The organism is Ensifer sp. ENS08, assembly GCF_014852195.1.
Taxonomy (GTDB): domain Bacteria; phylum Pseudomonadota; class Alphaproteobacteria; order Rhizobiales; family Rhizobiaceae; genus Ensifer; species Ensifer adhaerens.
The window spans coordinates 1-21,474 of record NZ_JACVBF010000020.1 but is presented as its reverse complement, the minus strand read 5'-3'; the positions used below and the strand labels follow the sequence as shown (position 1 = coordinate 21,474).

The 21,474-nt window shown below is 58.3% G+C and carries 19 protein-coding genes and 3 pseudogenes; 10 read left to right on the top strand and 12 right to left on the bottom strand.

The window, feature by feature from the left end:
* Window positions 1-113: 113 nt before the first annotated feature.
* Both IB272_RS29700 and iolE read left to right on the top strand, forming a co-directional pair.
* Window positions 114-1,109, top strand: coding sequence for a LacI family DNA-binding transcriptional regulator (locus tag IB272_RS29700; RefSeq protein ID WP_060520165.1), 996 nt, complete (start codon window positions 114-116; stop codon window positions 1,107-1,109).
* An 84-nt stretch (window positions 1,110-1,193) separates the two neighbouring features.
* Window positions 1,194-2,105: a myo-inosose-2 dehydratase gene (gene iolE / locus IB272_RS29695; protein ID WP_192445609.1), complete on the top strand. Its 912-nt coding sequence runs from the start codon at window positions 1,194-1,196 to the stop codon at window positions 2,103-2,105.
* Window positions 2,106-2,243: 138 nt separating this feature from the next.
* On the opposite strand, the gene IB272_RS29690 is transcribed toward iolE, so the two are convergent.
* From IB272_RS29690 to IB272_RS29650, 9 genes are all read right to left on the bottom strand, one after another.
* On the bottom strand, window positions 2,244-3,677 hold the full coding sequence (locus IB272_RS29690) for an aldehyde dehydrogenase family protein (RefSeq protein ID WP_192445608.1): 1,434 nt from the start codon (window positions 3,675-3,677) through the stop codon (window positions 2,244-2,246).
* Window positions 3,678-3,689: 12 nt separating this feature from the next.
* Complete coding sequence (locus tag IB272_RS29685) at window positions 3,690-4,826, bottom strand: fumarylacetoacetate hydrolase family protein (RefSeq protein ID WP_089045380.1); 1,137 nt, start codon at window positions 4,824-4,826, stop codon at window positions 3,690-3,692.
* A complete protein-coding gene (locus tag IB272_RS29680; protein ID WP_192358449.1) occupies window positions 4,813-5,712 on the bottom strand; it encodes an aldose 1-epimerase in 900 nt (299 codons plus the stop codon). The genes IB272_RS29685 and IB272_RS29680 overlap by 14 nt, the downstream gene beginning before the upstream one ends.
* The gene (locus IB272_RS29675) at window positions 5,713-6,450 is read right to left on the bottom strand and encodes an SDR family oxidoreductase (RefSeq protein WP_060520101.1); all 738 of its coding nucleotides are present in this window, start codon (window positions 6,448-6,450) and stop codon (window positions 5,713-5,715) included.
* Window positions 6,451-6,461: 11 nt separating this feature from the next.
* A complete protein-coding gene (locus tag IB272_RS29670; protein ID WP_060520100.1) occupies window positions 6,462-7,193 on the bottom strand; it encodes an ATP-binding cassette domain-containing protein in 732 nt (243 codons plus the stop codon).
* A 3-nt stretch (window positions 7,194-7,196) separates the two neighbouring features.
* A complete protein-coding gene (locus tag IB272_RS29665) occupies window positions 7,197-8,174 on the bottom strand; it encodes an ABC transporter permease (RefSeq protein WP_192445644.1) in 978 nt (325 codons plus the stop codon).
* A 146-nt stretch (window positions 8,175-8,320) separates the two neighbouring features.
* On the bottom strand, window positions 8,321-9,301 hold the full coding sequence (locus IB272_RS29660) for a sugar ABC transporter substrate-binding protein (RefSeq protein WP_060520099.1): 981 nt from the start codon (window positions 9,299-9,301) through the stop codon (window positions 8,321-8,323).
* 43 nt (window positions 9,302-9,344) lie between these two features.
* On the bottom strand, window positions 9,345-10,547 hold the full coding sequence (locus tag IB272_RS29655) for a mandelate racemase/muconate lactonizing enzyme family protein (RefSeq protein ID WP_058330198.1): 1,203 nt from the start codon (window positions 10,545-10,547) through the stop codon (window positions 9,345-9,347).
* 11 nt (window positions 10,548-10,558) lie between these two features.
* A complete protein-coding gene (locus IB272_RS29650) occupies window positions 10,559-11,281 on the bottom strand; it encodes a FadR/GntR family transcriptional regulator (RefSeq protein ID WP_058330197.1) in 723 nt (240 codons plus the stop codon).
* 110 nt (window positions 11,282-11,391) lie between these two features.
* Here IB272_RS29650 and IB272_RS29645 point away from each other — a divergent pair, with 110 nt between their 5' ends.
* Complete coding sequence (locus IB272_RS29645; RefSeq protein ID WP_192445607.1) at window positions 11,392-12,288, top strand: SMP-30/gluconolactonase/LRE family protein; 897 nt, start codon at window positions 11,392-11,394, stop codon at window positions 12,286-12,288.
* A gap of 275 nt (window positions 12,289-12,563) precedes the next feature.
* Here the strand turns inward: IB272_RS29645 and IB272_RS29640 are convergent, their stop codons facing one another.
* The gene (locus tag IB272_RS29640) at window positions 12,564-12,809 is read right to left on the bottom strand and encodes a type II toxin-antitoxin system ParD family antitoxin (protein WP_192445606.1); all 246 of its coding nucleotides are present in this window, start codon (window positions 12,807-12,809) and stop codon (window positions 12,564-12,566) included.
* Window positions 12,810-13,221: 412 nt separating this feature from the next.
* On the opposite strand from IB272_RS29640, the pseudogene IB272_RS29635 reads away from it, so the two are divergent.
* Both IB272_RS29635 and IB272_RS29630 read left to right on the top strand, forming a co-directional pair.
* Window positions 13,222-14,113: pseudogene (locus IB272_RS29635) on the top strand (recombinase family protein).
* A gap of 272 nt (window positions 14,114-14,385) precedes the next feature.
* Window positions 14,386-14,649 carry a hypothetical protein gene (locus tag IB272_RS29630; RefSeq protein ID WP_060608254.1) on the top strand — a complete coding sequence of 88 codons (264 nt, stop codon included), beginning with the start codon at window positions 14,386-14,388 and terminating at the stop codon, window positions 14,647-14,649.
* Between the two features lie 222 nt (window positions 14,650-14,871).
* Here IB272_RS29630 and repB read toward each other — a convergent pair whose 3' ends face one another.
* Together repB and repA are read right to left on the bottom strand one after the other, a co-directional pair.
* Window positions 14,872-15,852: a plasmid partitioning protein RepB gene (gene repB, locus IB272_RS29625; protein ID WP_029742495.1), complete on the bottom strand. Its 981-nt coding sequence runs from the start codon at window positions 15,850-15,852 to the stop codon at window positions 14,872-14,874.
* Between the two features lie 48 nt (window positions 15,853-15,900).
* On the bottom strand, window positions 15,901-17,124 hold the full coding sequence (repA, locus tag IB272_RS29620) for a plasmid partitioning protein RepA (RefSeq protein ID WP_082566386.1): 1,224 nt from the start codon (window positions 17,122-17,124) through the stop codon (window positions 15,901-15,903).
* A gap of 518 nt (window positions 17,125-17,642) precedes the next feature.
* Between repA and IB272_RS29615 the strand changes: the two are divergent.
* The 5 genes and pseudogenes from IB272_RS29615 to IB272_RS29595 form a co-directional block, all read left to right on the top strand.
* Window positions 17,643-18,530: pseudogene (locus IB272_RS29615) on the top strand (aminotransferase class I/II-fold pyridoxal phosphate-dependent enzyme); the annotation flags it as partial.
* A 149-nt stretch (window positions 18,531-18,679) separates the two neighbouring features.
* On the top strand, window positions 18,680-18,976 hold the full coding sequence (traC, locus tag IB272_RS29610; RefSeq protein ID WP_060520078.1) for a conjugal transfer protein TraC: 297 nt from the start codon (window positions 18,680-18,682) through the stop codon (window positions 18,974-18,976).
* Window positions 18,977-18,980: 4 nt separating this feature from the next.
* Window positions 18,981-19,196, top strand: coding sequence for a type IV conjugative transfer system coupling protein TraD (locus IB272_RS29605; protein WP_058328780.1), 216 nt, complete (start codon window positions 18,981-18,983; stop codon window positions 19,194-19,196).
* A complete protein-coding gene (traG, locus tag IB272_RS29600; protein ID WP_029742455.1) occupies window positions 19,183-21,099 on the top strand; it encodes a Ti-type conjugative transfer system protein TraG in 1,917 nt (638 codons plus the stop codon). The genes IB272_RS29605 and traG overlap by 14 nt, the downstream gene beginning before the upstream one ends.
* A gap of 57 nt (window positions 21,100-21,156) precedes the next feature.
* Window positions 21,157-21,333 (top strand): annotated as a pseudogene (locus tag IB272_RS29595) (thermonuclease family protein); the annotation flags it as partial.
* Between the last annotated feature and the right edge of the window lie 141 nt (window positions 21,334-21,474).

The following is a 21,474-nucleotide window of genomic DNA, read 5'->3' as shown; positions in this document are numbered from 1 at the left end:
TTGTTGCTACCGGGTGCAAACAGGTGCATATTACGCTGGGATGAATTAAAAGCAAGCATTCATTTCATCTTGAATTCAAAATGGAATATGCGTTCCATTTCAAGGGAGTCTTCATGCGCAAACGAGCGACGGCGAAAGAAGTGGCGGATGCTGCAGGTGTTTCGAAGTGGACGGTCATCCGTGCGTTCACCCCGGGCGCGTCGATCGCCGAGGAAAGCAAGCGCAAGGTTCTGGAAGCGGCCGCAGCGCTCAACTACTCGCCGAACTTGCTAGCACGCAGTCTTGCGACGAATTCCACCCATCAGGTGGCTGTGTTTGTCGATGACTTCGCCAATCCTCAGAAACTGCCCTTCCTTGAGACCTTGACCGAGAGACTGCAGGCCGAGGGGCTCGTCGCGGTCCTGATCAACATCAACACTCACTTCGATCACGTGCACGCGCTGCTTCACGCAGATCAGCGCCAGGTCGATGCCGTTATCCTCTTCGGTACAGCGTTTCGCAGTGAGACGCTGAGCGATCTGCAGCTTGGTCGCGGAACGCCACCGATGTTTGTGCTTGCGAGAGACAGCCAGATCGAAGGCGTTCCGGCGGTCGTGTGTGATGCCGAACTGGCATTACGGGAGATCGTCGATCATCTTCATGAAAGAGGATATCGCCGGCCTGGCTTCATGACGGGTGCCCCTGCGCTATCCACCGCCCTGAGGCGTCGGCATCATTTCACCGACTTCTGGAAGCAGAAGGGTGTGGACGAGATCGCTTTGCTTTCGGCTGAAAAGTACAGTGCCGGAGCGGGAGCCGAAGCGGTGCGCAGCTATCTCGAACAGACCGCCCCCGCCGACAGGGTCGACGTTCTCATGTGCGAAAATGACATTCTGGCTCTTGGGGCGATGGATGAAATCCGCAGCCGGTTCGGTCTGCGGATCCCCGAAGACATCGCCGTTGTCGGTTTCGACAACTACGAGTTCTGCGGGTCGCCCGCCTACAGCCTGACCACATATGAGCAGCCGCGGCAGGAGATGATCCAGGTCATCGTTGGGATGATTGCAGGACGTCTGGAGCCGGAGACGGTGACGCTGCCAGGCAAGCTTGTGGTCCGCAATTCCACCTGACGGACCTTCATCCTCGAGGTCTTCGCCTCTCAAGGACGTCGAACACTCGCAACCGAGAACCTATCCCAATGTGGAGAACTCATCATGTCTCAGAAAGCCATTACTTTGCCCGACGGCGTGCGCCTTGCGGTAAGTCCCCTTTCGTGGGCGAACGATGTGCTTGAGGATCTTGGGGCAGACATTCCACTCGATACTTGCCTCACCGATGCGGCTGAGGTTGGCTATCAGAGGGTCGAGCTCGGCCGGAAATTCCCAAGGGACGCAGCGGCCTTGCGCCCGCTTCTCGCAAGCCACGGTCTCGACCTGGCGTCCGGATGGCATTCAGGGGAACTGGCCGAACGCGGCGTCGACGAAGAGATGCGAGCTGTTGCCCGTCACGCCGACCTCCTCCGGGCCATGGACTGCAAGGTCATGGTCTACGGCGAGGTTGCAATGATGACACCAGGATCCCCGCTGGACGCACCGATGGCGCAGCGGTTAGTATTGCCCAAGGCGGACGTGGCAGCCTATGCAGCGCGATTGACGGAGTTCTCCAGCCGTCTTGCGGGCGAGTACGGGCTTGCGCTGGCCTATCACCACCACCTGATGATGGTCGCAGAGACTTTCGATGAAATTTCCAACATCTTCGACAAGACCGGCACGGAAGTTGGCTTGCTGCTCGACACGGGCCACGCGGTCGCAGCTGGTTTCGACTATACGCAGCTCATCGAGCGTTTCTCCGATCGCATCGTGCACGTCCACCTAAAGGACGTCCGCAAATCGGTGATGCGGGAGGTTCGGACCGGCGACCTGAGCTTCAATGCCGGCGTGCGCAGCGGAATGTTCACGGTGCCAGGCGACGGTATCGTCGACTTCACTCCGATCGCTCGCTTCGTTCGGAACAGTGGCTATCGAGGATGGCTGGTCGTCGAAGCCGAACAGGATCCTGCACACGCACCACCACGTGCAACCGTCGCCCGCGCGTTCGATCACATCGGCAAAGTATTTGCCGACTAACCCATGAGGCTGATTTCAGCCAAGACAGCGCCATAAATTCTGTCGCCTTGAAGGGAATCGAACCGTAGGTCCCGCATTTCCTTGACTGGAAAATGAAAGCGGAAGTCCAAATGGTTCAATTCCCCGAAACATCACCCCTTAGGCGAGCGTGTAGGCCGTCTTGACGGTGGTGTAGAACTCGGCGGCGTAGCGCCCCTGCTCGCGCGAGCCATGGGACGAGCCCTTGCGGCCGCCGAAGGGCACGTGGAAATCGACGCCCGCCGTCGGCAGGTTGACCATCACCATGCCGGCTTCGGCATTGCGCTTGAAATGGGTCGCGTACTTCAGGCTGGTGGTGGCAATGCCCGAGGACAGACCGAAGGGCGTGTCGTTGGCGACCGTGAGCGCCTCATCGTAGTCCTTGACGCGGATGACGGATGCGACCGGCCCGAAGATCTCTTCCCGGCTGATGCGCATGGCGTTCGTCGCTTCGGTAAACAGCGCCGGCTGCAGGTAGAAGCCGGGCGTGTCGCGCTTCAGAAGCTCGCCGCCGAAGGCAAGCTTTGCGCCTTCCTGTCGGCCGATGGCGATATAGTCGGTGTCCTGGTTGAGCTGGCTCTCATCGACCACCGGACCGATCTGGGTGCCGGCCTTCAAGGCGTCGTCGACAACAAGCCCCTTCATTCGTTCGCCCATGGCCGCCACGAAGCGATCATGAATGCCCTCGGTGACGATGAGCCGGGAAGATGCGGTGCAGCGCTGGCCGGTCGAGAAGAAGGCGGAATTGACCGCCGCCTCGACCGCGACCGCAAGATCGGCGTCGTCAAGCACGACGAACGGATTCTTGCCGCCCATCTCCAGCTGGTATTTGCGATTGTGTTCGACGGAGGCGAGCGCCACGCGTTTGCCCGTGCCGGTCGAGCCGGTGAAGGTGATGGCGTGAATGTCGGGGCTGTCGAGCATCGCCTGGCCGACGACCGAGCCCTTGCCCATGACGAGGTTCAAGACGCCTTTCGGCAGGCCGGCGCGGTGAAGAATGTCGACGATCGCCCAGGAACTGCCGGGCACCAGTTCGGCCGGCTTGAAGACGACGGTGTTGCCGTAGCAAAGCGCCGGCGCGATCTTCCAGGCGGGAATGGCGATCGGGAAGTTCCAGGGCGTGATGATGCCGACGACACCGACCGGCTCGCGGGTGATCTCGACGCCGATATTGGGTCTTGCCGACGGCAGCACCTCGCCCGCCAACCGCAGGCACTCGCCGGCGAAGAAGTCGAAGATCTGGCCGGCGCGCACCGTCTCGCCGATGCCTTCGGCCAAGGTCTTGCCTTCCTCACGCGACAAGAGCTTCCCGAGTTCGTCCTTGCGCGCAAGGATCTCGTCGGCGGTCTTCCTCAGGATCGCGTGGCGCTCGAGAATACCGGAGCGCGACCAGGCCGGAAACGCCGCCTTGGCGGCAGCGATCGCTGAGCGCGCATCGTCCGCCGACGCGCGGGCGTATTCGCCGACCACGTCGTTGGTGTTGGACGGGTTGATGTTGGCAACCCCGTCACCGCCGACCCATTCGCCGGCTATCAGGTTCTGGTGCAAAGTCATGGTCGGTTCCATTCAGATCAACTGACGCGCCGCAAGATTGCGCATCAAGTGCGATGCACCAAAAGTCCAGGGACTGCACTCGGTCGACAATCGCACCGTGTTGACCAGTGATCCCAGCTGGGCATTTGAGATTGTCACGACATCACCGAGCTTGTGAGTAAAGCCCTGGCCCGGGACGTCCCGATCTTCGACGGGAGCAAACAGCGTGCCCATGAACAACATGAAGCCATCGGGGTATTGGTGATGGGCGCCGATGGTCTGACGTACCAGATCGAGTGGATCGCGACTGATCTCTTTCATCGAGCTCCTGCCCATCAGCACATAGCCATCCTCGCCTTCTATCCGCAGATCGAGGTCGGCATTGCGCACATCGTCGATCGAATAGCTCTCATCAAACAGCCGAATGAACGGCCCGAGCGCGCAGGAGGCATTATTGTCCTTGGCTTTACCAAGCAAAAGCGCCGAACGTCCTTCAACGTCGCGCAAGTTCACATCGTTGCCGAGCGTCGCTCCCTTTACCCAGCCCTTGCTATCCACGGCGAGGACGACCTCAGGTTCCGGGTTGTTCCACCTCGATATCGGGTGTAGCCCTACCTCATCACCATACCCAACTGCCGACATAATCTGCCCTTTGGTGAAGACTTCGGCGTCAGGACCGATTCCGACTTCGAGGTACTGCGACCAGACGCCCTCCTCGATCAAGGCTTCCTTGACCTTGGCCGCTTCCGGCGAACCAGCCTTGAGGTTGCGCAGACTGTCCCCGACAAGCACCGTCACGCGTTCGCGGATTTTGGAGGCGAGGTCGGGGTTTCCTGCGGCCCGCTCCTCGATCATCCGTTCGAGCATCGAGCGGGCGAATGTCACGCCGCAGGCTTTGATTGCCTGAAGATCGCATGGCGCGAGTAGCCGGGGCGCCTCGGAGACCCTCGGAGCTGCCCCGAGAACCTCGGCCAGCTCGCAGATCGCCCTTCCCTCTCGTGCCCGGGCGAACCCGACAGGATCATCCATCTCCAAGAGATCACGCATCGTTGGCGCTTCTTTTGTCGTGATGTCGAACACCACGCCGGCCCTGACTGTCACCAGGACCGGCCCCTTCTCCTCCGACAACCACACACGACCGACGAAGGCGCCGCTCCTATCGAGTTCCATTTGTCTCTTCCCATTCCAAATTCATTGAACCAGTCAGCTCCTGGCCGTCTTCAAGTATCTTCAGGCCTGGCCGGCCCACGAGGTTATGTGCGTCTACTGGGTGGGAAACCGGCTCAAAACAAAAGAAGTCCGCCTTGGCGTCCGGCGAATAGATCAGCGCATAAGCAAGATTGTCGGAGGCCGAGATCCTAACGGAGACCGCTCCCTCTCCTTGCATGATGACCGCCTCTCCAGCCCACCCGCCGAAGGCATTGTTGATCCACTGGTCAGGTAACACCCGCCCTTGGTCGAAATTCCAATCTGGGACTTCGCAAAGCTTTCGCCGACCTGTCGGCAAGTGTTCCCTGTCCTCCAGCCATACCTCCGTGGCGCGAAATTGCAGCCGAGTGCCCGCATTTCGCGGAAACCAGGGATGGAACCCGATGCCGAAGGGTAGTGGTTGGCCTGACAAGTTTTGAACCGTGAGCTTTATTTCCAGCTTTTCGGGCCCAAGAGTGAAGACCTGCCTTGCCCGATAGCGAAATGGACCGATCTCCCCATCGCATTCGAGTTCGACGGTTTCGCAGCTGCGAGCAAGCAATCGCCAGCGCCGCTGGAAGCCGTCCCCGTGAATGGGGAATGGCTCGCCGACAAGGTTGGCTGGAATGGGATGAAACACACCTTCATATTCGAAACCGCCTCTTGAGATGCGGTTCGAGAATGGAACAAGCACATTACACCCTAGTTCGAACGGACCATCTTCCATTCGGCCATTCCACGGCCTGAACACAGGAAGCCATGCGCCGGACGGATGCCGTACATCAAGATGTGCGATACCACCGCCAAGCGTCGGGATTAGCTGCAAGTGCGCCTTGCTGTTTTCGACATTGATCCGCTCGACAATCATCTACCAACCGCCGTCGATGGCGAAGTTCTGTCCGGTAATCATGTCCGAAGCCGGTGAGACAAGGAAATAGACGAGCTCCGCGACGTCCTCAGGCTTAACACGTGTTTTGAGGCATTGCCGCTCGAGGACCCAGTCGTTGTATTCCTGAAGCCGGTTGGCAAATACCCGGTTCTCTGCTTCAGAAACCACCGCTCCCGGTGAAATCGCGTTGACGTTGATCCCGAACGGTCCAAGTTCGCGGGCCAACGATTTCGTCAGCCCGATCATTGCGCCCTTCGATGCGACATAGGGCACATAGCCGTCCCATTGGCCATTGAGCGTAATGGAAGCAAAGTTGAGGATCTTGCCGCGGCCTTTGCGTTTCATTAGGTCGGCACAGGCTCGAACGGCTGCAAACGCAGCCGACGAGTTGACGCGGATCTGGTCCTCGTACTCCGCCAAGCTGAACTCCTGGAACGGCTTATTGATTATGAGGGCGGCATTGTTGATCAGAATGTCGATGCCGCCTGAGGCTTCGGCCTCCAACCGGATGAGATCCTCGGTTTTCGCGAGGTCGTTCAGATCGCATCCGAGAAAGCGCGCGTTTTCGCCGAGATTTTCCGTGAGATCTACCTGGAGGCCAGGACGGTCGAGCACGATGACAGTGGCGCCTTCCGCTGTGAGCTTGCGGACCTGCGCTCGACCGAGTGTGCCAAGGCCGCCCGTGACAAGCGCCACTTTTCCCTGAAGTGGTTTCATCTGCGTTCCCCTCAAAGTACGGACTGGACTTCGTCGATCGACGTCTCGCTGACACGCTTGTCGAGCACAATCTGCCCACGCGCCATGGCGACCACCCGGTCACAGGATTCGAAGACGTGATGCATGTTATGACTGATGAAGATGCCGGTAACATTCTGTTCCTTCAACGAACGAACGAAACCGATGACCTTGTTCGTTTCCTTGACCGACAAGTGGTTCGTCGGTTCGTCGAGGATCATCACCTTCGACTTGAAATGCATGGCACGGGCGATCGCGACCCCCTGTCGTTGCCCGCCTGAGAGTTCGCCGACCAAGGCGTCAGGTGAGCGCAGATGAAGATCGACGTCTGCGATGGCCTGGACGCTTTCCTCGCGCATCTTGCGCAAATCCAGAACCCCGAGGCCGAAGAGCGAATATTTCACCGGCTCGCGACCAATAAACAGGTTGCGCGCGATAGACATGGTCGGGACCATGGAGTTGTACTGATAGATGGTCTCGATCCCGAGCCGCATGGAGTCGCGCGGGCTCGATATCGCAGCCTCTTTTCCCTCGACGAAGATACTGCCCTCGTCCTGTTTCTGGACGCCGGAAAGGATGTTGATGAGTGTGGACTTGCCGGCGCCGTTGTCGCCGATCAGTCCAACGGCCTCATTGCGTGCGAATTCGACTGAGACGCCTCTCAGAGCATGAACGCCTGAGTACCATTTGTGCAGGTTCCGGACGGATACGATAGGACCGTTCATGGCTCAGACCTCCACCTTGATCGATTTTGCCCGCTTGCGAAGCCAGGAGTTGGCGACGACCGCGAAGATCGTCAGCGAGCCGATCGCAAATTTGAACCAATTGGCGTCGACCTGACTGAGGATGAGACCGTTGTCGATCACGCGAATGAGAATGACGCCAATGATGCCGCCGAAGACGGCCCCAACACCACCATTGAGCGCGGTACCACCAATGACAGCCGCGGCAACCGCTTGGAGTTCCATGCCCTCGCCGATCGAAGGCAGTGGCGACCCGAGGCGAAGCACCTGAATGAGCCCGGCAAAGCCGCTCAGCACCGAGCAAAGAATGAAGCAAGCTATTTTGACGCGCGCAGTCGGGATCCCAAGGGCATCGGCTGCCGGTAGGAAACCGCCGGTCGCTCTGATCCAGTTGCCGAAATTTGTCCGGCTAAGGAGCAGCGACACCAGAACGGCAATGACCAGGAACCAGATGAACGACATACGAAACAATTGGCCCGACCCAACAAAACTGGTGAAGAGCCACGTGGGAAGATCGGCCGGCAAGAGCGGCGGAAAGCCCCCCGAGATGACGACCGTAAGCGATCTGGCCACAAACATCATGCCAAGCGTGGTAATAAAGCTTGGGATCGCAAAACGGATGGTCAAATAGCCGTTGAGCAGTCCTATCGCTACACAAACGAGAAGGCCCGCGACTAGTGCCATCGGGAACGAGATCCCACTGGCCATCAAGACAGCCATCGTCATCGGCATCAGCGCGAAAACGGCGCCGACAGAAAGATCGAATTCTCCGCAGATCATCAAAATAGTGACACCGATGGCAACCAGCGCCATCTCCGGGAGGATCCCAAAGAAGCCTCGCAGGTTTTCAAAGCTCAAGAAGACGCCTCCAGACCGGATCTGGAAGAGAACTACGAGCAGAAAGAGGAGAAGGAGCGCCGCGAGTTCCGGCTTCTCCATGTAGATTTTCAGCATTCTTTTCATCGCATGCTCCCGTGCGGCAGGGCAGCGCATCTCGCGGGCCTGCCGGCCAAATTCATTGCTTTGCGCGCCGTGTTCGACGCGCAAAGCACATGCTTCCATCAACAGGCTCTTTCTGCGAAAACCCTCCGATTTTCGCAGAAACGCGTCTACCGCAGGCCCTGTGCTGAAAGGTCCATGATGTTGTCGGCATCAGCCGGGCGGACGATCCCTTGCCCCGTATCGATGTCAGCCGGGGCGAGGCCAAAATTCTTGGCGAGATAGACCTGCATTACAGGCATGAAGCCTTGCATGTATGGCTGCTGATCGACCTGGACCTGAACATAGCCCGTCTGCATTTGCTGGACGACTTCGGGCACCAGATCGAAGCCACCCAGAAGCACCTGACCCGGCGCGACCCCACGATCCTTCAGAACTCTTGCCACTGCGGCATGCCAGAATCCGGTATCGAAATAGGCGGTGGTGTCGGGGTGCGCATTGAGATAGGCGCCGACACGATCTGATGTCACGGCAAGGTCCGTGCCACTGTCGATCCGTTCCCAGGACACTTCTCGACCGGGGTTCGCGGCCTTGAGTTCCGTAAGGAAATCCATGACGCCCTGCCCGCGTGCCTCCGACCAGTTCTGGCCGGGCGCGGAAATTCCGACCAACACTTTGATCGGTCCCTCCTTCGGAAAATTCTCGGACATGGCCTTCCCAAGGGAGTATCCGGCGCGCCGGAAACCCTGTCCGACGAAAGCAACCCGCGCGTTTCCTTTCGCCCCCTCGCTGTCGTCGACGTTGACGCCGATGACCTCCACGCCGTCCTTGGCGGCCCGAGCGATGACGTCGTCAAACGCCTTGTCATCGACGATGGAGGTCAGAAGGGCGTCAGGCTTGCTCGCCAACGCAGCTTCCATATTGGAGAGTTGCTGCTCAACCGAACCCTCGGTCTGGGTAAACACCATCTGGCAATTTGCGCCGATCTTCTCGCATGCGTCATCGTAACCTTTTTTGACCGCTTGCCAGAATGTGTTTGAAGCCGACGAGTGATGCGTGAAGACGATCTTCAACGGTTCTGCCGACGCGCCGAGCGCGGTCGAACCAAAAAGCGCCAACCCCAATGCACTCCCAATCAATACTGTTCGCATGCTTGCTCCTCCTTAAGCTGCAAAATTGCGAAAGAACCCGGTCTTAGCCCCCGCTCGAAGTTCGACGGGACACCGTAAATGCCTTTTCGAGCTCGGGATTAAGCTCCATGCCGAGACCGGCCCCTGGCGGAACCGTGATCATCCCGTTTCGAACTTCCGGAAGCGCCGTAACGAGGTCGCGATACCAAGTCTTGTAGAAGGCCCGCACGCTCTCCTGGACCAACGCGTTGGGTGCGTTGAGCGACAGATGCGTCGATGCGCAAAGAACGACCGGCCCGGTGCAGTCATGCGGTGCCACGGGGAGATGCCACGCTTCCGCCATCGCTGCGATCTTGCGCGCCTCCGACAAGCCGCCACACCAGCTGATATCCAGCATGACCACGCCAGCAGCGTCGGTCTCCAGGAGGTCTCGGAAAGCCCACCTCGAACCCAATGTTTCCGATGCAGAGATCGGCGCAGGCGAGACGGCTGCATAACGCTTGAGGCTGGAGAGGCTGTCCATCTTGATGGGATCCTCGTGCCAGAACGTCTGGTACGGTGCGAGCGCCTTGGCAATCTGCATTGCAGGCAAGAGCTGCCACATCGAGTGGAACTCCACCATGATGTCCATGCGATCGCCAACGGCGTCGCGGATCTTCTGGAACGGCACCAGCGCCGATTTCAGGTCGGGCATCGAAATATACTGACCACGCGACTTTTCCGCCGCGATATCAAACGGCCAAATCTTCATCGCCGTAATGCCCTCTTCCAAGAGGGACAGTGCCAGTTCGTCGGCGCGATGCAGGAAGCCGTTGAGGTCGTCGTAGTTGCGGGCGCCGGCGGACGACAGATCGTAGTTTGCGGTCGTCTGACCGGTTGCCTTCTTGATGTACTCCGTGCCCGCACAGGTGTTGTAGGTGCGGATTTCATTGCGGCTGAAGCCGCCGAGCAACTGTGCTATCGGCTGGCCCGTCGCCTTTCCGAAGATATCCCAGAGCGCAATGTCGAATGCCGAATTTCCACGCACCTCGGCGCCGGAAGAGCGAAACCCGAGATAACCGACCAGATCAGATGCGAGAAGATCGATCTGCAGCGGGTTTCGCCCGATGACACGAGGGGCGACGTACTCGTGGATGTAGGTCTCGACGGTTTCTGCGCCGAAGAAGGTTTCTCCGAGCCCCGTCAACCCCTCGTCGGTATGGACCAGCAGCCAAAGCAGGTTCGGCCGTTCCGCGATGCGGACCGTCTCAAGTCTCGTAATTTTCATCAGGTTTTCCCCTATGCGATTCCAGCCGCGAGCAGTGCTTTTGCGCTTTCGTCGAAATGGCGGGCCATGAGCTGGCTGGCGGCTTGGGGGTCGCCAGCCAGAATTGCTCCGGCCAAGTCGATATGTATCTGGTTCATGGCGTGCCGGTCGGCGTCGGACGCGCGGCTGCGCCACCCGATCGGCCAGGTCTGGCGGGAGACCCCCTGGAATGCGCCGACAATGATCGAGAAGATCGGGTTCTTGGAGGCGCGAGCAATCTCCAGGTGAAAGGCGAGATCACTCTCCATAACCTTGTCCGCATCCGCGAAATTTGTCTCCATCGCTCTTGCATGGGCAAGGATGGTGTGGGCTTCCGCGTCGCTTCGACGAAGCGCAGCCAGCGTCGATGTCCGCATTTCTATGGTTCGGCGTACATCATAGACCTGGTTGATGTTGATCTGGGCCGTATGCACGCCATGCTCGATCATCAAGGACATTGCGCCGTGGTCGAGTTGAGCCACCGTGGCACGCTTCCCGACATTGAGATCAATCAGCCGCATGGTCGCAAGCGACCTGAAAGCCTCACGCACCACCGAGCGGGACACGCTGAGTTCCTTAGACAGGGTGGCCTCGCTCGGCAGTCGATCGCCCGGACCAAGTTCGTTCTCCCGAATGTGCTGGGTGATAGCGCCGATCGCGGTGCTGACGAGATTGCCTCCTGCAAACTGTTCTTCGTCGACTGGAGTTAAACTCATTTCCGTCTCCCAGTTTTATAAAACCTGTCGGACAGGTTGAATTGAACCGAGTCATAGTTTATGGACAAGCTGTGTGTCAAGAACCAATTTGAGAACAGCTCGGAGGGCTTATGAAAATCGAAGTTGACGTGGTATTCGCGGCGGAAAACGTCGTTGGAGAGAGTGCCGTATGGGATGAGCGGCAAAACAAGCTTTGCTGGGTCGACATCGTCGGAAAATCGATCCATCGGCTCTGCCCCAGGTCGGGCAAGCATGAAAAGTGGAGTTTCCCCGACCTGATCACCTCAATCGGTCTTCGCAACGACGGCGGCGCGATCGTCGGATTGCGGAAATCAATCGCGTTATGGGAATTTGGAGGTGGGCTTCATGTCGTGACCGAGATCGAACCAGAGTTTCCGGGCAATCGACTGAATGAAGGCATCGTCGGACCAGACGGGGCTTTCTGGATTGGCACGATGCAGGACAATATCGCAGCCGATGACACGCCCCAGGCGACAACTGCAAAAGCCGGGAGACTCTACCGGTATTCGCACGGGGCATTGCATTCGGTTTCGGATGATCGGTTCGGAATTACAAACACGCTAATATGGACCGACAATGGCCGGCTCATCACGGCAGACACGGAAGACAATGTGATCTACAGCTATGCGCTCGATGCCAATTCCTGGGCGCTTCACGACAGGCGATCGATCCTTTCGGGCTTCGATCGGGGTCTTCCGGACGGCTCCTGTATGGATGCTGAAGGCTTCATTTGGAACTGCCGCGTCGCAGGCGGCGGCTGTGTGGTCCGATTTTCGCCCGATGGTAGGATAGATCGCGTTGTCGACCTGCCATGTTCATGGCCGACGAGCTGCGCGTTTGGCGGCCCCCAATTTGAAACCCTGTTTGTCACGTCGGCGCGCTTCACGATGAGCGACGAGCATCTTGCTCGCAACCCACATGAGGGTGCGGTCTTCGCGCTGCGGCCGGGCACCTACGGGCTGCCAGCAAACCGTTTCAGTCAATGACGACTGAACAACCACATAGCAAACCTGTAGCGCCACATCAGCTGCGGCTTTTGCGGCAACAACCAAAGTTGGAACAACCGCTGCTTAAACTTATCGACCGGTTAAACTTACATCGGGCCGGCCATTCCACTCGATACATTATGCGATCATTATGGCCCAAAAAGTGAACATCACAGCAACAAGGCTTGGAGGGCTCGTGGAAGCACAATTCTGTCTGACCCGTAAGGCAACCCACGCTTCGGTCTGTAAACGATTACGCCGAAGCTGCAGCACCCTTAGAAGCCTTCCTTGGTCAGTTGAGCGGCCTTGGCTTCCAGCGCCGCGTCAATATCTGCGCCGGATGCTTCGCCGCCATCGGCGATCGACTTGTTGAGCAGGCTGGTCAGAGCCCTCAACTTCTGCTCGCGCTCCTCGACCAGCCGCAATCCTTCACGCACGACTTCGCTGGCCGAACCGTAACGGCCGTCCTTCACGATGTTGGATACAAAGGCTTCCCAACGGTCACCAATGGAAACGTTCATGTCACACTTCCGCTTGCCCACAAGCATCGCACAATAACATGAATTGCGCAATTATTGACACTACGCCACTACCCCAAATGCGAACGCTCAATTCATTCAAAAGGCCTTGAGACTTGGCGAGTGCCGCATCAGCGCAATCAGCGTCGACCCGGTCTCGCGCTCAAATCCCGCAGAGAGCCGCCGGGCCGAATTGCCCGCCCATTCCAGAGTTTGGGCGATAACGACAACTGCATTTCATCGCAGAAGCCCGTTGACGCGCGTTTGCCTATATGGATGCACCGTTCTCGCCCCGGGCACCGATTTGAGTCTGGCGGGCCGCTATTCAGTACATAAAACACGCTTGCAACTGAGCAATTCCTCACGCATTTCTTATCTGTACAAACCAGCTTGAGATGAGGCCGGTGAAAGCGCGATGGCAAAGCGACTAACAGTTAGCATCCAACAGCCTCAAAGACGGCTGATCGGCTACGCCCGCGTCTCGACAGACGGCCAGATCCACCATGCCCAGATCGATGAGCTGCGAGCTGCCGGCTGCGACCGCATCTATCAGAAGCACGGTTCTGGGGCATCGCGCGCGCGCCCAGTTTTGATCAAATTGCTTGGCGAGCTCACCGCGGGAGATATCCTCGTCGTCGTTCGCCTCGATCGGCTGGCCAGCCGTGAGCCATCTATTGGCAGTGATCGAGGATCTTGAAGAGCGCGGTGTGCATTTCCGCTCGATCCGCGATCCGATCGATACATCGACGCCTCAGGGCATGTTCTCCCTCCAAGTTCTCGGCGCGGTCGCCCAACTCGAGCGGGCGCTGATTGCCGAACGCACCAAAGCCGGCATCAAGGCGGCGAAGGCGCGTGGCAAGCTCCCGGGAAACCCGGGCTTGCGAGAACGGCCACCGGAGGCCATCAAATCAGTCTCAAAAGCACGCGCAAAGCGTTATCTCGACGAGCTCATTGCATCCGCGCAAACTTGGCGGCCGATGGTGCGGCAACTGCGGCCTCACCACAGTTGGGACAACGTCGTGCGGGTGCTTAATCGCCGCGGTCACGACTGGACCGTCGAGCGCGCTTGGTGCGCGACAAGCTCGCGGAAAAGACCTCCTGGCCCGGTCCCCTCGCCGTGCGCCCGAAGACCATCTGATGAAGCTGGTAGCGGCGATCGCCATTGCCGATCCCAATCTGTCGCTCCGCGACATTGCCGCCAATTTGGATCAGATGGGAGAACGGCCTGTGCGCGGCGGCAAGAAATGGCAGCCTTCCTCCGCGACCTGCTGGACGAAGCCCACCGATATGGCCTCATCCGCCATTGAAGGCGCGGCTCATCAGGCGACCGATCGCGTGCTTCCTCTGCCGACAGGGTCTTCCAAGCTATTGACGATCTGCGCCGCCGGCCGACGGTAAATGCCGCCGTCTCGCAGTTTCAGCCAAGCGCCTGCATCCTCATCCGCCGCGGTGGGTTCTTTTGGCACCGACTCCCCCCTCCCCTCCATGCCGATCCGGCCACGGTGTTTAAGAAGGTTGGCACTTTGGTGCCAGAATTTTTGATTGGCCGCCGTATCACCTTCGGCGCCGGAAACGCCGCTTGGACCATAGAAACAATGACCAACCCCCAGCGGTCGAAATACTCGAAAGCTTCACCGGCTTTTCAGACGACGATGGGCATTTGGACGATGCTGCCCTGATTGCCGAGCATGTGCTGGACAATCGTTGTCCCGGCTCGTGGGTGGTCACCGGCGGCGGCGCCGGGATCAAGGTGAGCAGAACCGGGGCGAAACTGAATGAGGCGTTCCAGGTTGTCGGCATCGGCGTAGCGGCGATTCGCGCAAAACCAACAGCGAGGTGCTGACCCTAACACCGGGTTAGCGCTGACGGTCACTCTATGCGCTGGGCGCAAATCAGCCTTGCCGGGGGTCGAGAAAGTTGCCGGCCGACAATTTTCCAGTTTTATTATTTTTTTTCAATTACGTAGATAACGTCGGCACGACGACAGCGGGGCCATCTTGCTCATCAGGCGCTAAAGCGAGCTTCCACGATGGTTACCGTCTGGGGGCCTTTTTCTTTTGAGCGTTCAGTCTTCCTTCCCGTCATTCGCCGCCAGGAATTCGGAATAGAGCCGATCCAGGTTTTCAGCGAGATACTGCCCGAAGCGACCGGCGTTCTTCGATTTCATTGAAAGTTCGAAGGCCTTGCCGGAGTTCGAATACTGAGCCGAGACTGCCTTGTCGCTTGTCTGCCAGCTTTCCTTGGATTTCAGTGACATCTTTTTGACGGGTCGCCCCGACGTATCCAGTGCCTTGAATAGCGTGTTGAACCGCTCGTCGCTTGAAAGCGATTGGAAGCTCGGATCGCCGGCGATGTCGTTCACCTTTTCCGCATTGGCGGCCTTGCCTACCAGAAGCGAAAGCTCGAGCCAGCGGTCGCGCCCAGTCGAGGGCGCCGCACCGATTTGCTCGATGACTACCAACGGCACCCGTTCAGTCACGCTCATCATCTTCGAAACCGCCGTCTTGTCCGCAGCAAGAGCTGATGCGATCACTCCACGGTCGTAACCAAGCGCCTCCAAGCGTGAAGCAAAGCTGGCACGTTCGATGAACGAGAGGTTGGCGCGGGCTGAGTTTTCCTGGCCCTGAGCGATAACGTGTGTCCGGTCATCGATTGCTTTGACAACTGCCTTGACCTTACGGCCGAGTTCGCGCGCTACACGCACACGGCGATGTCCAAAGACGATCTGATAGCGTCCGGATGCAGACGGGTGAGGGCGCACGAGGATCGGCGTGTCCTGGCCGCGTTCGGCAATTGCCGCCTTCAATTCTTCAAACTGCTCGCTATCGTCCGTCAAACGATCAAGCACAAAGGACCCATCAACCGTATCCGGATCGAGCTCGACGACGGCTTCACCTTCGAGGAACTTGTCGGCCTGCTTAGAGAGTTCGTCGAGAGAACGCACCATGCTCTTTGACGCACCACGCATGGGATAGGCTGGCGCGGTATCCGCCTGCGGGATCTCCGCTGCGTCTACCAGTCCCGCCAGCAGATTTTTTCTCGCCATGTGCCTGCTCCGTTCTACCTAACCGACTGAGTGTGAAGGTTGATGTGATCAGCGTGCAGCCTTACGTCCCCAGGACGCATGCACGAGTTCAGCGATTTCGGCATTGACCGCATTCAAGGATCCAATCGCTCGTTCATAGGTCGAGCGCGTCATCTGGGCCTTGTCGACCTCATAAAGTGTCTGCTTTGTAATTCCAGCGTCAGAGATCGCTGTCGACTTCAGCATCTGGTTCTTCAAAACGAACTGGTGAAACAGCGTCTGCATGAACCCTACCATCTGTGCCTGTGGCCCGTCCGTTGGCTCGTAGCGCGTGATGACGTAGCGGTACCATTCGAGATTGACGGCGGCACCAGCTTCGCGGATCGGCTTCAAGATGCCGCCCAGCATTAGCAAGAACTGTCCCATCGACATGACATCAAGCATCTGGGGGTGGATAGTGACAAGTACGCTTGTCGCCGCGGTCAGGGCGGTGATCGTCAGGTAGCCGAGTTGAGGTGGGCAGTCGATGACAACCACGTCGTAGCGATCTTCGACCTCGACAAGCGCGCGCGAAATGCGCGTGAAGAAGGTCTTGCCATCGTTCGAGCTCTTGTTCGTCATCGCGAGGGGCGTATCGTACTCGAATTCCTGCAGCTCAAGGTTGGCGGGTACGATGTCGAGGCCGGGGAAGGTGGTCGGCAGGATGATATCGGTGATCGATCGCCGTTGCTCGTCGTAGCGGATCGCTTCGTAAAGGGAAGGCGTCATGTCGAGCTCGGGCTGGAAGCCGTGAAGCGAAGACAGCGAGGCCTGCGGGTCGAGGTCGACGGCGAGCACTCTGTGACCTGTCAGTGCCATGTACTGCGCCAGGTGAGCGGCAGTGGTAGTCTTGCCCGATCCACCCTTGAAGTTGACGACCGCAATGATCTGGAGCTTCTCGCCAGCGCGCCGGCGTGGCACGTACTTGCGCGCTTCGGAGCGACCATGCTGGTCGAGGTACTGGCGCAGTTCCTCCATCTGCTCGGCGCTGTAGGAACGGCGGCCCGACGAAGACGTCTGGGGGAGGGGGCCTTTGCTCTCAAGGTGGAGCTTCTTCAACGTGCTTTGGGACACCCCGAGGAAATCAGCGACCTCCGAGAGCGAGAATTGGCGCAGCAGTTTCTTGGCATTCGGCGGGAACTGCTGCATGCTCAACAGGTGCAGCTTCTTTGAAATCAAATCGCCCTGTTCGAGGATCAAATCCTCAAAGTGCATCGGCTGTGCGGGAGCCATCGACAGCGAATTAGCGTTCATTGCAAGGAAGCTCTCAAATAACGGTTTTTCATGCAGGAACTCATCCTAACCGTTATTATGTGCGGTTCCTTTCGTCTGACAAGGAATATAGAGTTAACAAAGGGTTAACTCAGAGCGGATCGACAGCAGCACATGAAGTCAATAGAGCGCATTTTCCCACTGTTTTTCAATAGCTTACCTGCATACTCTCCGCATTAGGGCCGCCGCAAGTTTTGCACCGGAGAACCTCTTATGCCCTTCCGGCTTTCGGGGCTCGACGTGTGCACAGGCACTATTTCGTCTCCGACTCACACCGCCCGACCGAATCGCCGCCCTTAGACGCCGCTATGTTCGATTCTGCGCTGACCGTTAACCGTCCAGCACTACCACTGAGAAGGGCCGTCAAACTTGTTCGTAAAATCATTGCACAATGCCACCCATGGCATACGAAAATTTGCAGAAACTTGTTCCGTTCTTTTGCCGCCGTTCGTTGAGTGAAAAGTGATCTATGCCACCTTTAGGCGCAACAACCGCTCTTGATGGAGGCAAGGATGCTCACGGATTTCGTGGCCGGAACCGATCAGACTGTCCGAAGGAACACTGCCGCGCTTATTCAGTCGTCCGATGAGTGTTTCCGGGCGGCACAGGCGGCCGGCCTGATCGGGGTCTCCGCATACCCAAATCGGGGGCGGGGCATTGAACTCCAATCAGCAAACGATGCAGGCCGTAACATCGTGGATTTTGTTCGATGCTCGTATCTCGGGCTGGACAACCACCCGCGGATAGTCGCCGGAGCAATCGAAGCGCTCGAACAATATGGAAACCTGCACTGGTCATGCGCGAGAACACGCCTCAATTTCAAGATCGCATTCGATCTTGAAGACGCTCTGTCAAAGCTATTTTCCGCTCGGGTTATCGTTTATACGACTGTCCTCGCTGCAAACATGGGCGCCTTGCCGCTTCTTGCCTCCGGCCATCTGACCAACGGAGAGAAACCCGTTGTCGTGTTCGACAAATTCGCGCACGCGACTCTGGCGTTTCATAAGGCGACGGTCGCTCTTGAGACAGAAGTCCTGACGATAGCGCACAACGACATCGAAGCACTCGAGCGCGTGTGTCGAACGGGCAAAAAGGTCGCCTATGTCTGCGATGGCGTCTATTCCATGGGCGGCGCAGCGCCAATCCGAAACCTCCAAGAGCTGCAGAGCCGATATGGCATGTTCCTCTACATCGATGACGCGCATGGCATTTCGATCTTTGGCGATAAAGGACAAGGCTTTGCCCGCTCCCAGCTTGAGGGCCCGCTTGGGGACAGCACAATTATCGCGGCTTCGCTCGGAAAGGGGTTCGGCGCATCCGGCGGTTTGCTGATGCTCGGAACGGAGCGGCAAGAGGAGCTTTTTCGCAGATACGCGATCGCTCATGCGCCCTTCGGATCCGCTCCTTCGGAACGGCCGGGATCATGATCAAAGGCGTTGGCTGCGCCAACTCGCACTTCTGTTAGTGGATCGGCACGCCGATCTGAAGGAACCTGATGCTGTTCAATCCAAACAACATCAGAAAGGGACAACCGTAAATGAAGAAGCCCTCCTCCAGGATCCGCGAAGAAATCGCCAAGCTTCAGGAGCAGCTGAAGCACGCCGAGACGCGTGAAGCCGAACGGATCGGTCGCATCGCACTCAAGGCCGGACTCGGTGAAATCGAGATCGAGGAGGCGGATCTTCAGAAGGCCTTCGAGGATATGGCCAAACACTTTCGCGGAGGCAAAGTCGGATCGAACGGAAAGGGGCGGGCAGGGGTTGGCGTCGCGGCCACGACGGAAAGTGCGACGGTCTCGGCTGGCGCGACTTCGGGGAGCGGTCACGAGGCTTGAGCGCATGCGCCGCACTACGACTTCAAAGGCGCGCAAAAAGGACACGCGCGACAAGATCGAACTTGGCGACCTGATCGTCAAAGCAGGTCTGCGATACGAGAAGCGCGCGCTTATCCTGGGCGCGCTCATCGAACTCGCTCGCCGCCTCAAATACGATGAAGGCGAGCGAACCAGGCTGATCGCTATCGGTGCGGAGGCCTTCAGCAATGACGGCGACTAGGACCCTGTTGGTCGTCGCACCGGTCGCACTCATGGTGACCGCCATCTTTGTCACGACCGGAATGGAGACTTGGCTTCAAGGCTTCGGAAACACGGAAGCGGCAAAGGTCGCTCTTGGTCGCGTTGGAATTTCTGCGCCGTATATTGCAGCGTCGGCGGTGGGTGTCGTCTTCCTATTCGCGTCTGCTGGTTCGGCAAGTGTCCGCTTTTCCGGCTGGGGTGTCGTTGCCGGGAGCGGTGCAACAATCCTGATCGCTGCGTTGCGTGAAGCGGTACGTCTTGCCGCGTTTGCGGGGAAGATGCCGGCAGGCAAGAACCTGGCGGCCTCTCTTGACCCCGCAACAGTGCTCGGCGCTGCGATCGCGCTGATGGCGGCGTCTTTCGCTTTGAGGGTCGTGTTGATCGGCAACGCCGCTTTTGCGCGTCCAGAACCGAAGCGTGTCAACGGAAGACGGGCACTTCATGGAGAAGCGGACTGGATGAAGCTCGCATCGGCCGCAAGGCTTTTTCCCGAATCCGGAGGAATCGTTGTCGGAGAGCTTTACCGGGTCGATAAGGATAGCACTGCAGCACAGTCGTTTCGCGCGGATAGTCCCGACACCTGGGGTGCCGGTGGCAAATCGCCGCTCCTTTGCTTCGACGGGTCATTCGGCTCCTCACACGGGATCGTATTCGCCGGATCCGGCGGCTTCAAGACGACGTCAGTGACGATCCCGACGGCACTCAAATGGGGTGGCTCGGTAGTCATCCTTGATCCGTCGAAAGAAGTAGCGCCAATGGTCTCGAAGCATAGGCGAGACGCCGACCGGGACGTCTTCGTCCTCGATCCAATGGCCCCGGAGACAGGATTCAACGCGTTGGATTGGGTCGGTCGGTTTGGTGGAACGAAGGAAGAGGATATTGCGTCGGTCGCTTCGTGGATCATGAGCGAAAGCGGTGGTGTACGTGGCGTGCGCGATGACTTCTTTCGCGCGTCAGCGCTACAGTTGTTGACGGCTCTGATCGCCGATGTGTGCCTGTCGGGACGCACTGACAAAGCGGACCAAACTTTGCGTCAGGTACGCAAGAACCTCTCCGAACCGGAGCCGAAGCTTCGCGAGCGGTTGCAAACAATCTATGACAATTCGGATTCCGACTTCGTGAAGGAGAACGTTGCGGCCTTCGTGAACATGACGCCGGAGACTTTTTCGGGCGTCTATGCAAACGCGGTTAGGGAAACGCATTGGCTGTCCTACTCAAACTACGCCGCACTTGTATCCGGCTCGACGTTCTCAACCGGAGAGATTGCCACCGGACACGCGGACGTTTTCATCAACGTGGATCTGAAAACATTGGAAGGCCACTCCGGTCTTGCCCGTGTCATCATCGGCGCGTTGCTCAACGCGATCTACAATCGCAATGGGGAGATGAACGGTCGCACCTTGTTCCTTCTCGACGAGGTGTCCCGGCTCGGTTACATGCGCGTTCTTGAAACGGCAAGGGACGCCGGTCGCAAGTACGGTATCACGCTCACGATGATCTATCAGTCGATTGGTCAGATGCGAGAAGCTTATGGCGGGCGCGACGCGGCAAGCAAGTGGTTCGAAAGTGTAAGCTGGATCAGTTTCGCTGCCATCAACGATCCTGAAACCGCCGACTACATTTCCCGGCGATGCGGAATGACGACTGTCGAGATCGATCAGGTGAGCCGCAGTTTCCAGTCACGGGGATCCTCGCGGACACGTTCGAAGCAACTCGCGGCAAGACCATTGATCCAGCCGCACGAAGTGCTGCAAATGCGAGCCGACGAGCAGATCGTATTTACTGCTGGCAATCCGCCGCTTCGCTGCGGCCGAGCGATTTGGTTTCGCCGTGCAGACATGAAAAGTTGCGTAGCGGAAAACAGATTCGAAAAAATGAAATAGGAAGCAAGCATGAATTTTCTCAAAGGCTCGTTGGCCATCGCGGGCACGCTGCTCTGTATGGCTGGGCCGGCAGTCTCGCATGCCGCGGCGCGTGACAGCCTTTCGGCACAGTTTTCGATCTGCTCCAGCGCCCCGCGCGTCAATTGCGTCGTAGATGGGGACACCTTCTGGTTTCGCGGTCAAAAAATCCGCATCGCCGACATCGACACACCGGAGCTCAGTCCGCCGCGTTGCGTGCGCGAAGCAGAGTGCGGATTCCGACCTGAAGCCGGCCAGCATTCCGATCAAAATCCGGCCACCGTTCCGATTTGAAGCCGGCCACGATTCCAATCAATTACCGGCTGGTTTCCGGCTCTGACGATACCCCCTGGGTCA

Coding starts and splice junctions, on each gene's coding strand:
- IB272_RS29700 (WP_060520165.1), top strand. CDS start 114: ATGCGCAAACGAGCGACGGCGAAAGAAGTGGCGGATGCTGCAGGTGTT.
- iolE (WP_192445609.1), top strand. CDS start 1,194: ATGTCTCAGAAAGCCATTACTTTGCCCGACGGCGTGCGCCTTGCGGTA.
- IB272_RS29690 (WP_192445608.1), bottom strand. CDS start 3,677: ATGACTTTGCACCAGAACCTGATAGCCGGCGAATGGGTCGGCGGTGAC.
- IB272_RS29685 (WP_089045380.1), bottom strand. CDS start 4,826: ATGGAACTCGATAGGAGCGGCGCCTTCGTCGGTCGTGTGTGGTTGTCG.
- IB272_RS29680 (WP_192358449.1), bottom strand. CDS start 5,712: ATGATTGTCGAGCGGATCAATGTCGAAAACAGCAAGGCGCACTTGCAG.
- IB272_RS29675 (WP_060520101.1), bottom strand. CDS start 6,450: ATGAAACCACTTCAGGGAAAAGTGGCGCTTGTCACGGGCGGCCTTGGC.
- IB272_RS29670 (WP_060520100.1), bottom strand. CDS start 7,193: ATGAACGGTCCTATCGTATCCGTCCGGAACCTGCACAAATGGTACTCA.
- IB272_RS29665 (WP_192445644.1), bottom strand. CDS start 8,174: ATGAAAAGAATGCTGAAAATCTACATGGAGAAGCCGGAACTCGCGGCG.
- IB272_RS29660 (WP_060520099.1), bottom strand. CDS start 9,301: ATGCGAACAGTATTGATTGGGAGTGCATTGGGGTTGGCGCTTTTTGGT.
- IB272_RS29655 (WP_058330198.1), bottom strand. CDS start 10,547: ATGAAAATTACGAGACTTGAGACGGTCCGCATCGCGGAACGGCCGAAC.
- IB272_RS29650 (WP_058330197.1), bottom strand. CDS start 11,281: ATGAGTTTAACTCCAGTCGACGAAGAACAGTTTGCAGGAGGCAATCTC.
- IB272_RS29645 (WP_192445607.1), top strand. CDS start 11,392: ATGAAAATCGAAGTTGACGTGGTATTCGCGGCGGAAAACGTCGTTGGA.
- IB272_RS29640 (WP_192445606.1), bottom strand. CDS start 12,809: ATGAACGTTTCCATTGGTGACCGTTGGGAAGCCTTTGTATCCAACATC.
- repB (WP_029742495.1), bottom strand. CDS start 15,852: ATGGCGAGAAAAAATCTGCTGGCGGGACTGGTAGACGCAGCGGAGATC.
- repA (WP_082566386.1), bottom strand. CDS start 17,124: ATGAACGCTAATTCGCTGTCGATGGCTCCCGCACAGCCGATGCACTTT.
- traC (WP_060520078.1), top strand. CDS start 18,680: ATGAAGAAGCCCTCCTCCAGGATCCGCGAAGAAATCGCCAAGCTTCAG.
- IB272_RS29605 (WP_058328780.1), top strand. CDS start 18,981: ATGCGCCGCACTACGACTTCAAAGGCGCGCAAAAAGGACACGCGCGAC.
- traG (WP_029742455.1), top strand. CDS start 19,183: ATGACGGCGACTAGGACCCTGTTGGTCGTCGCACCGGTCGCACTCATG.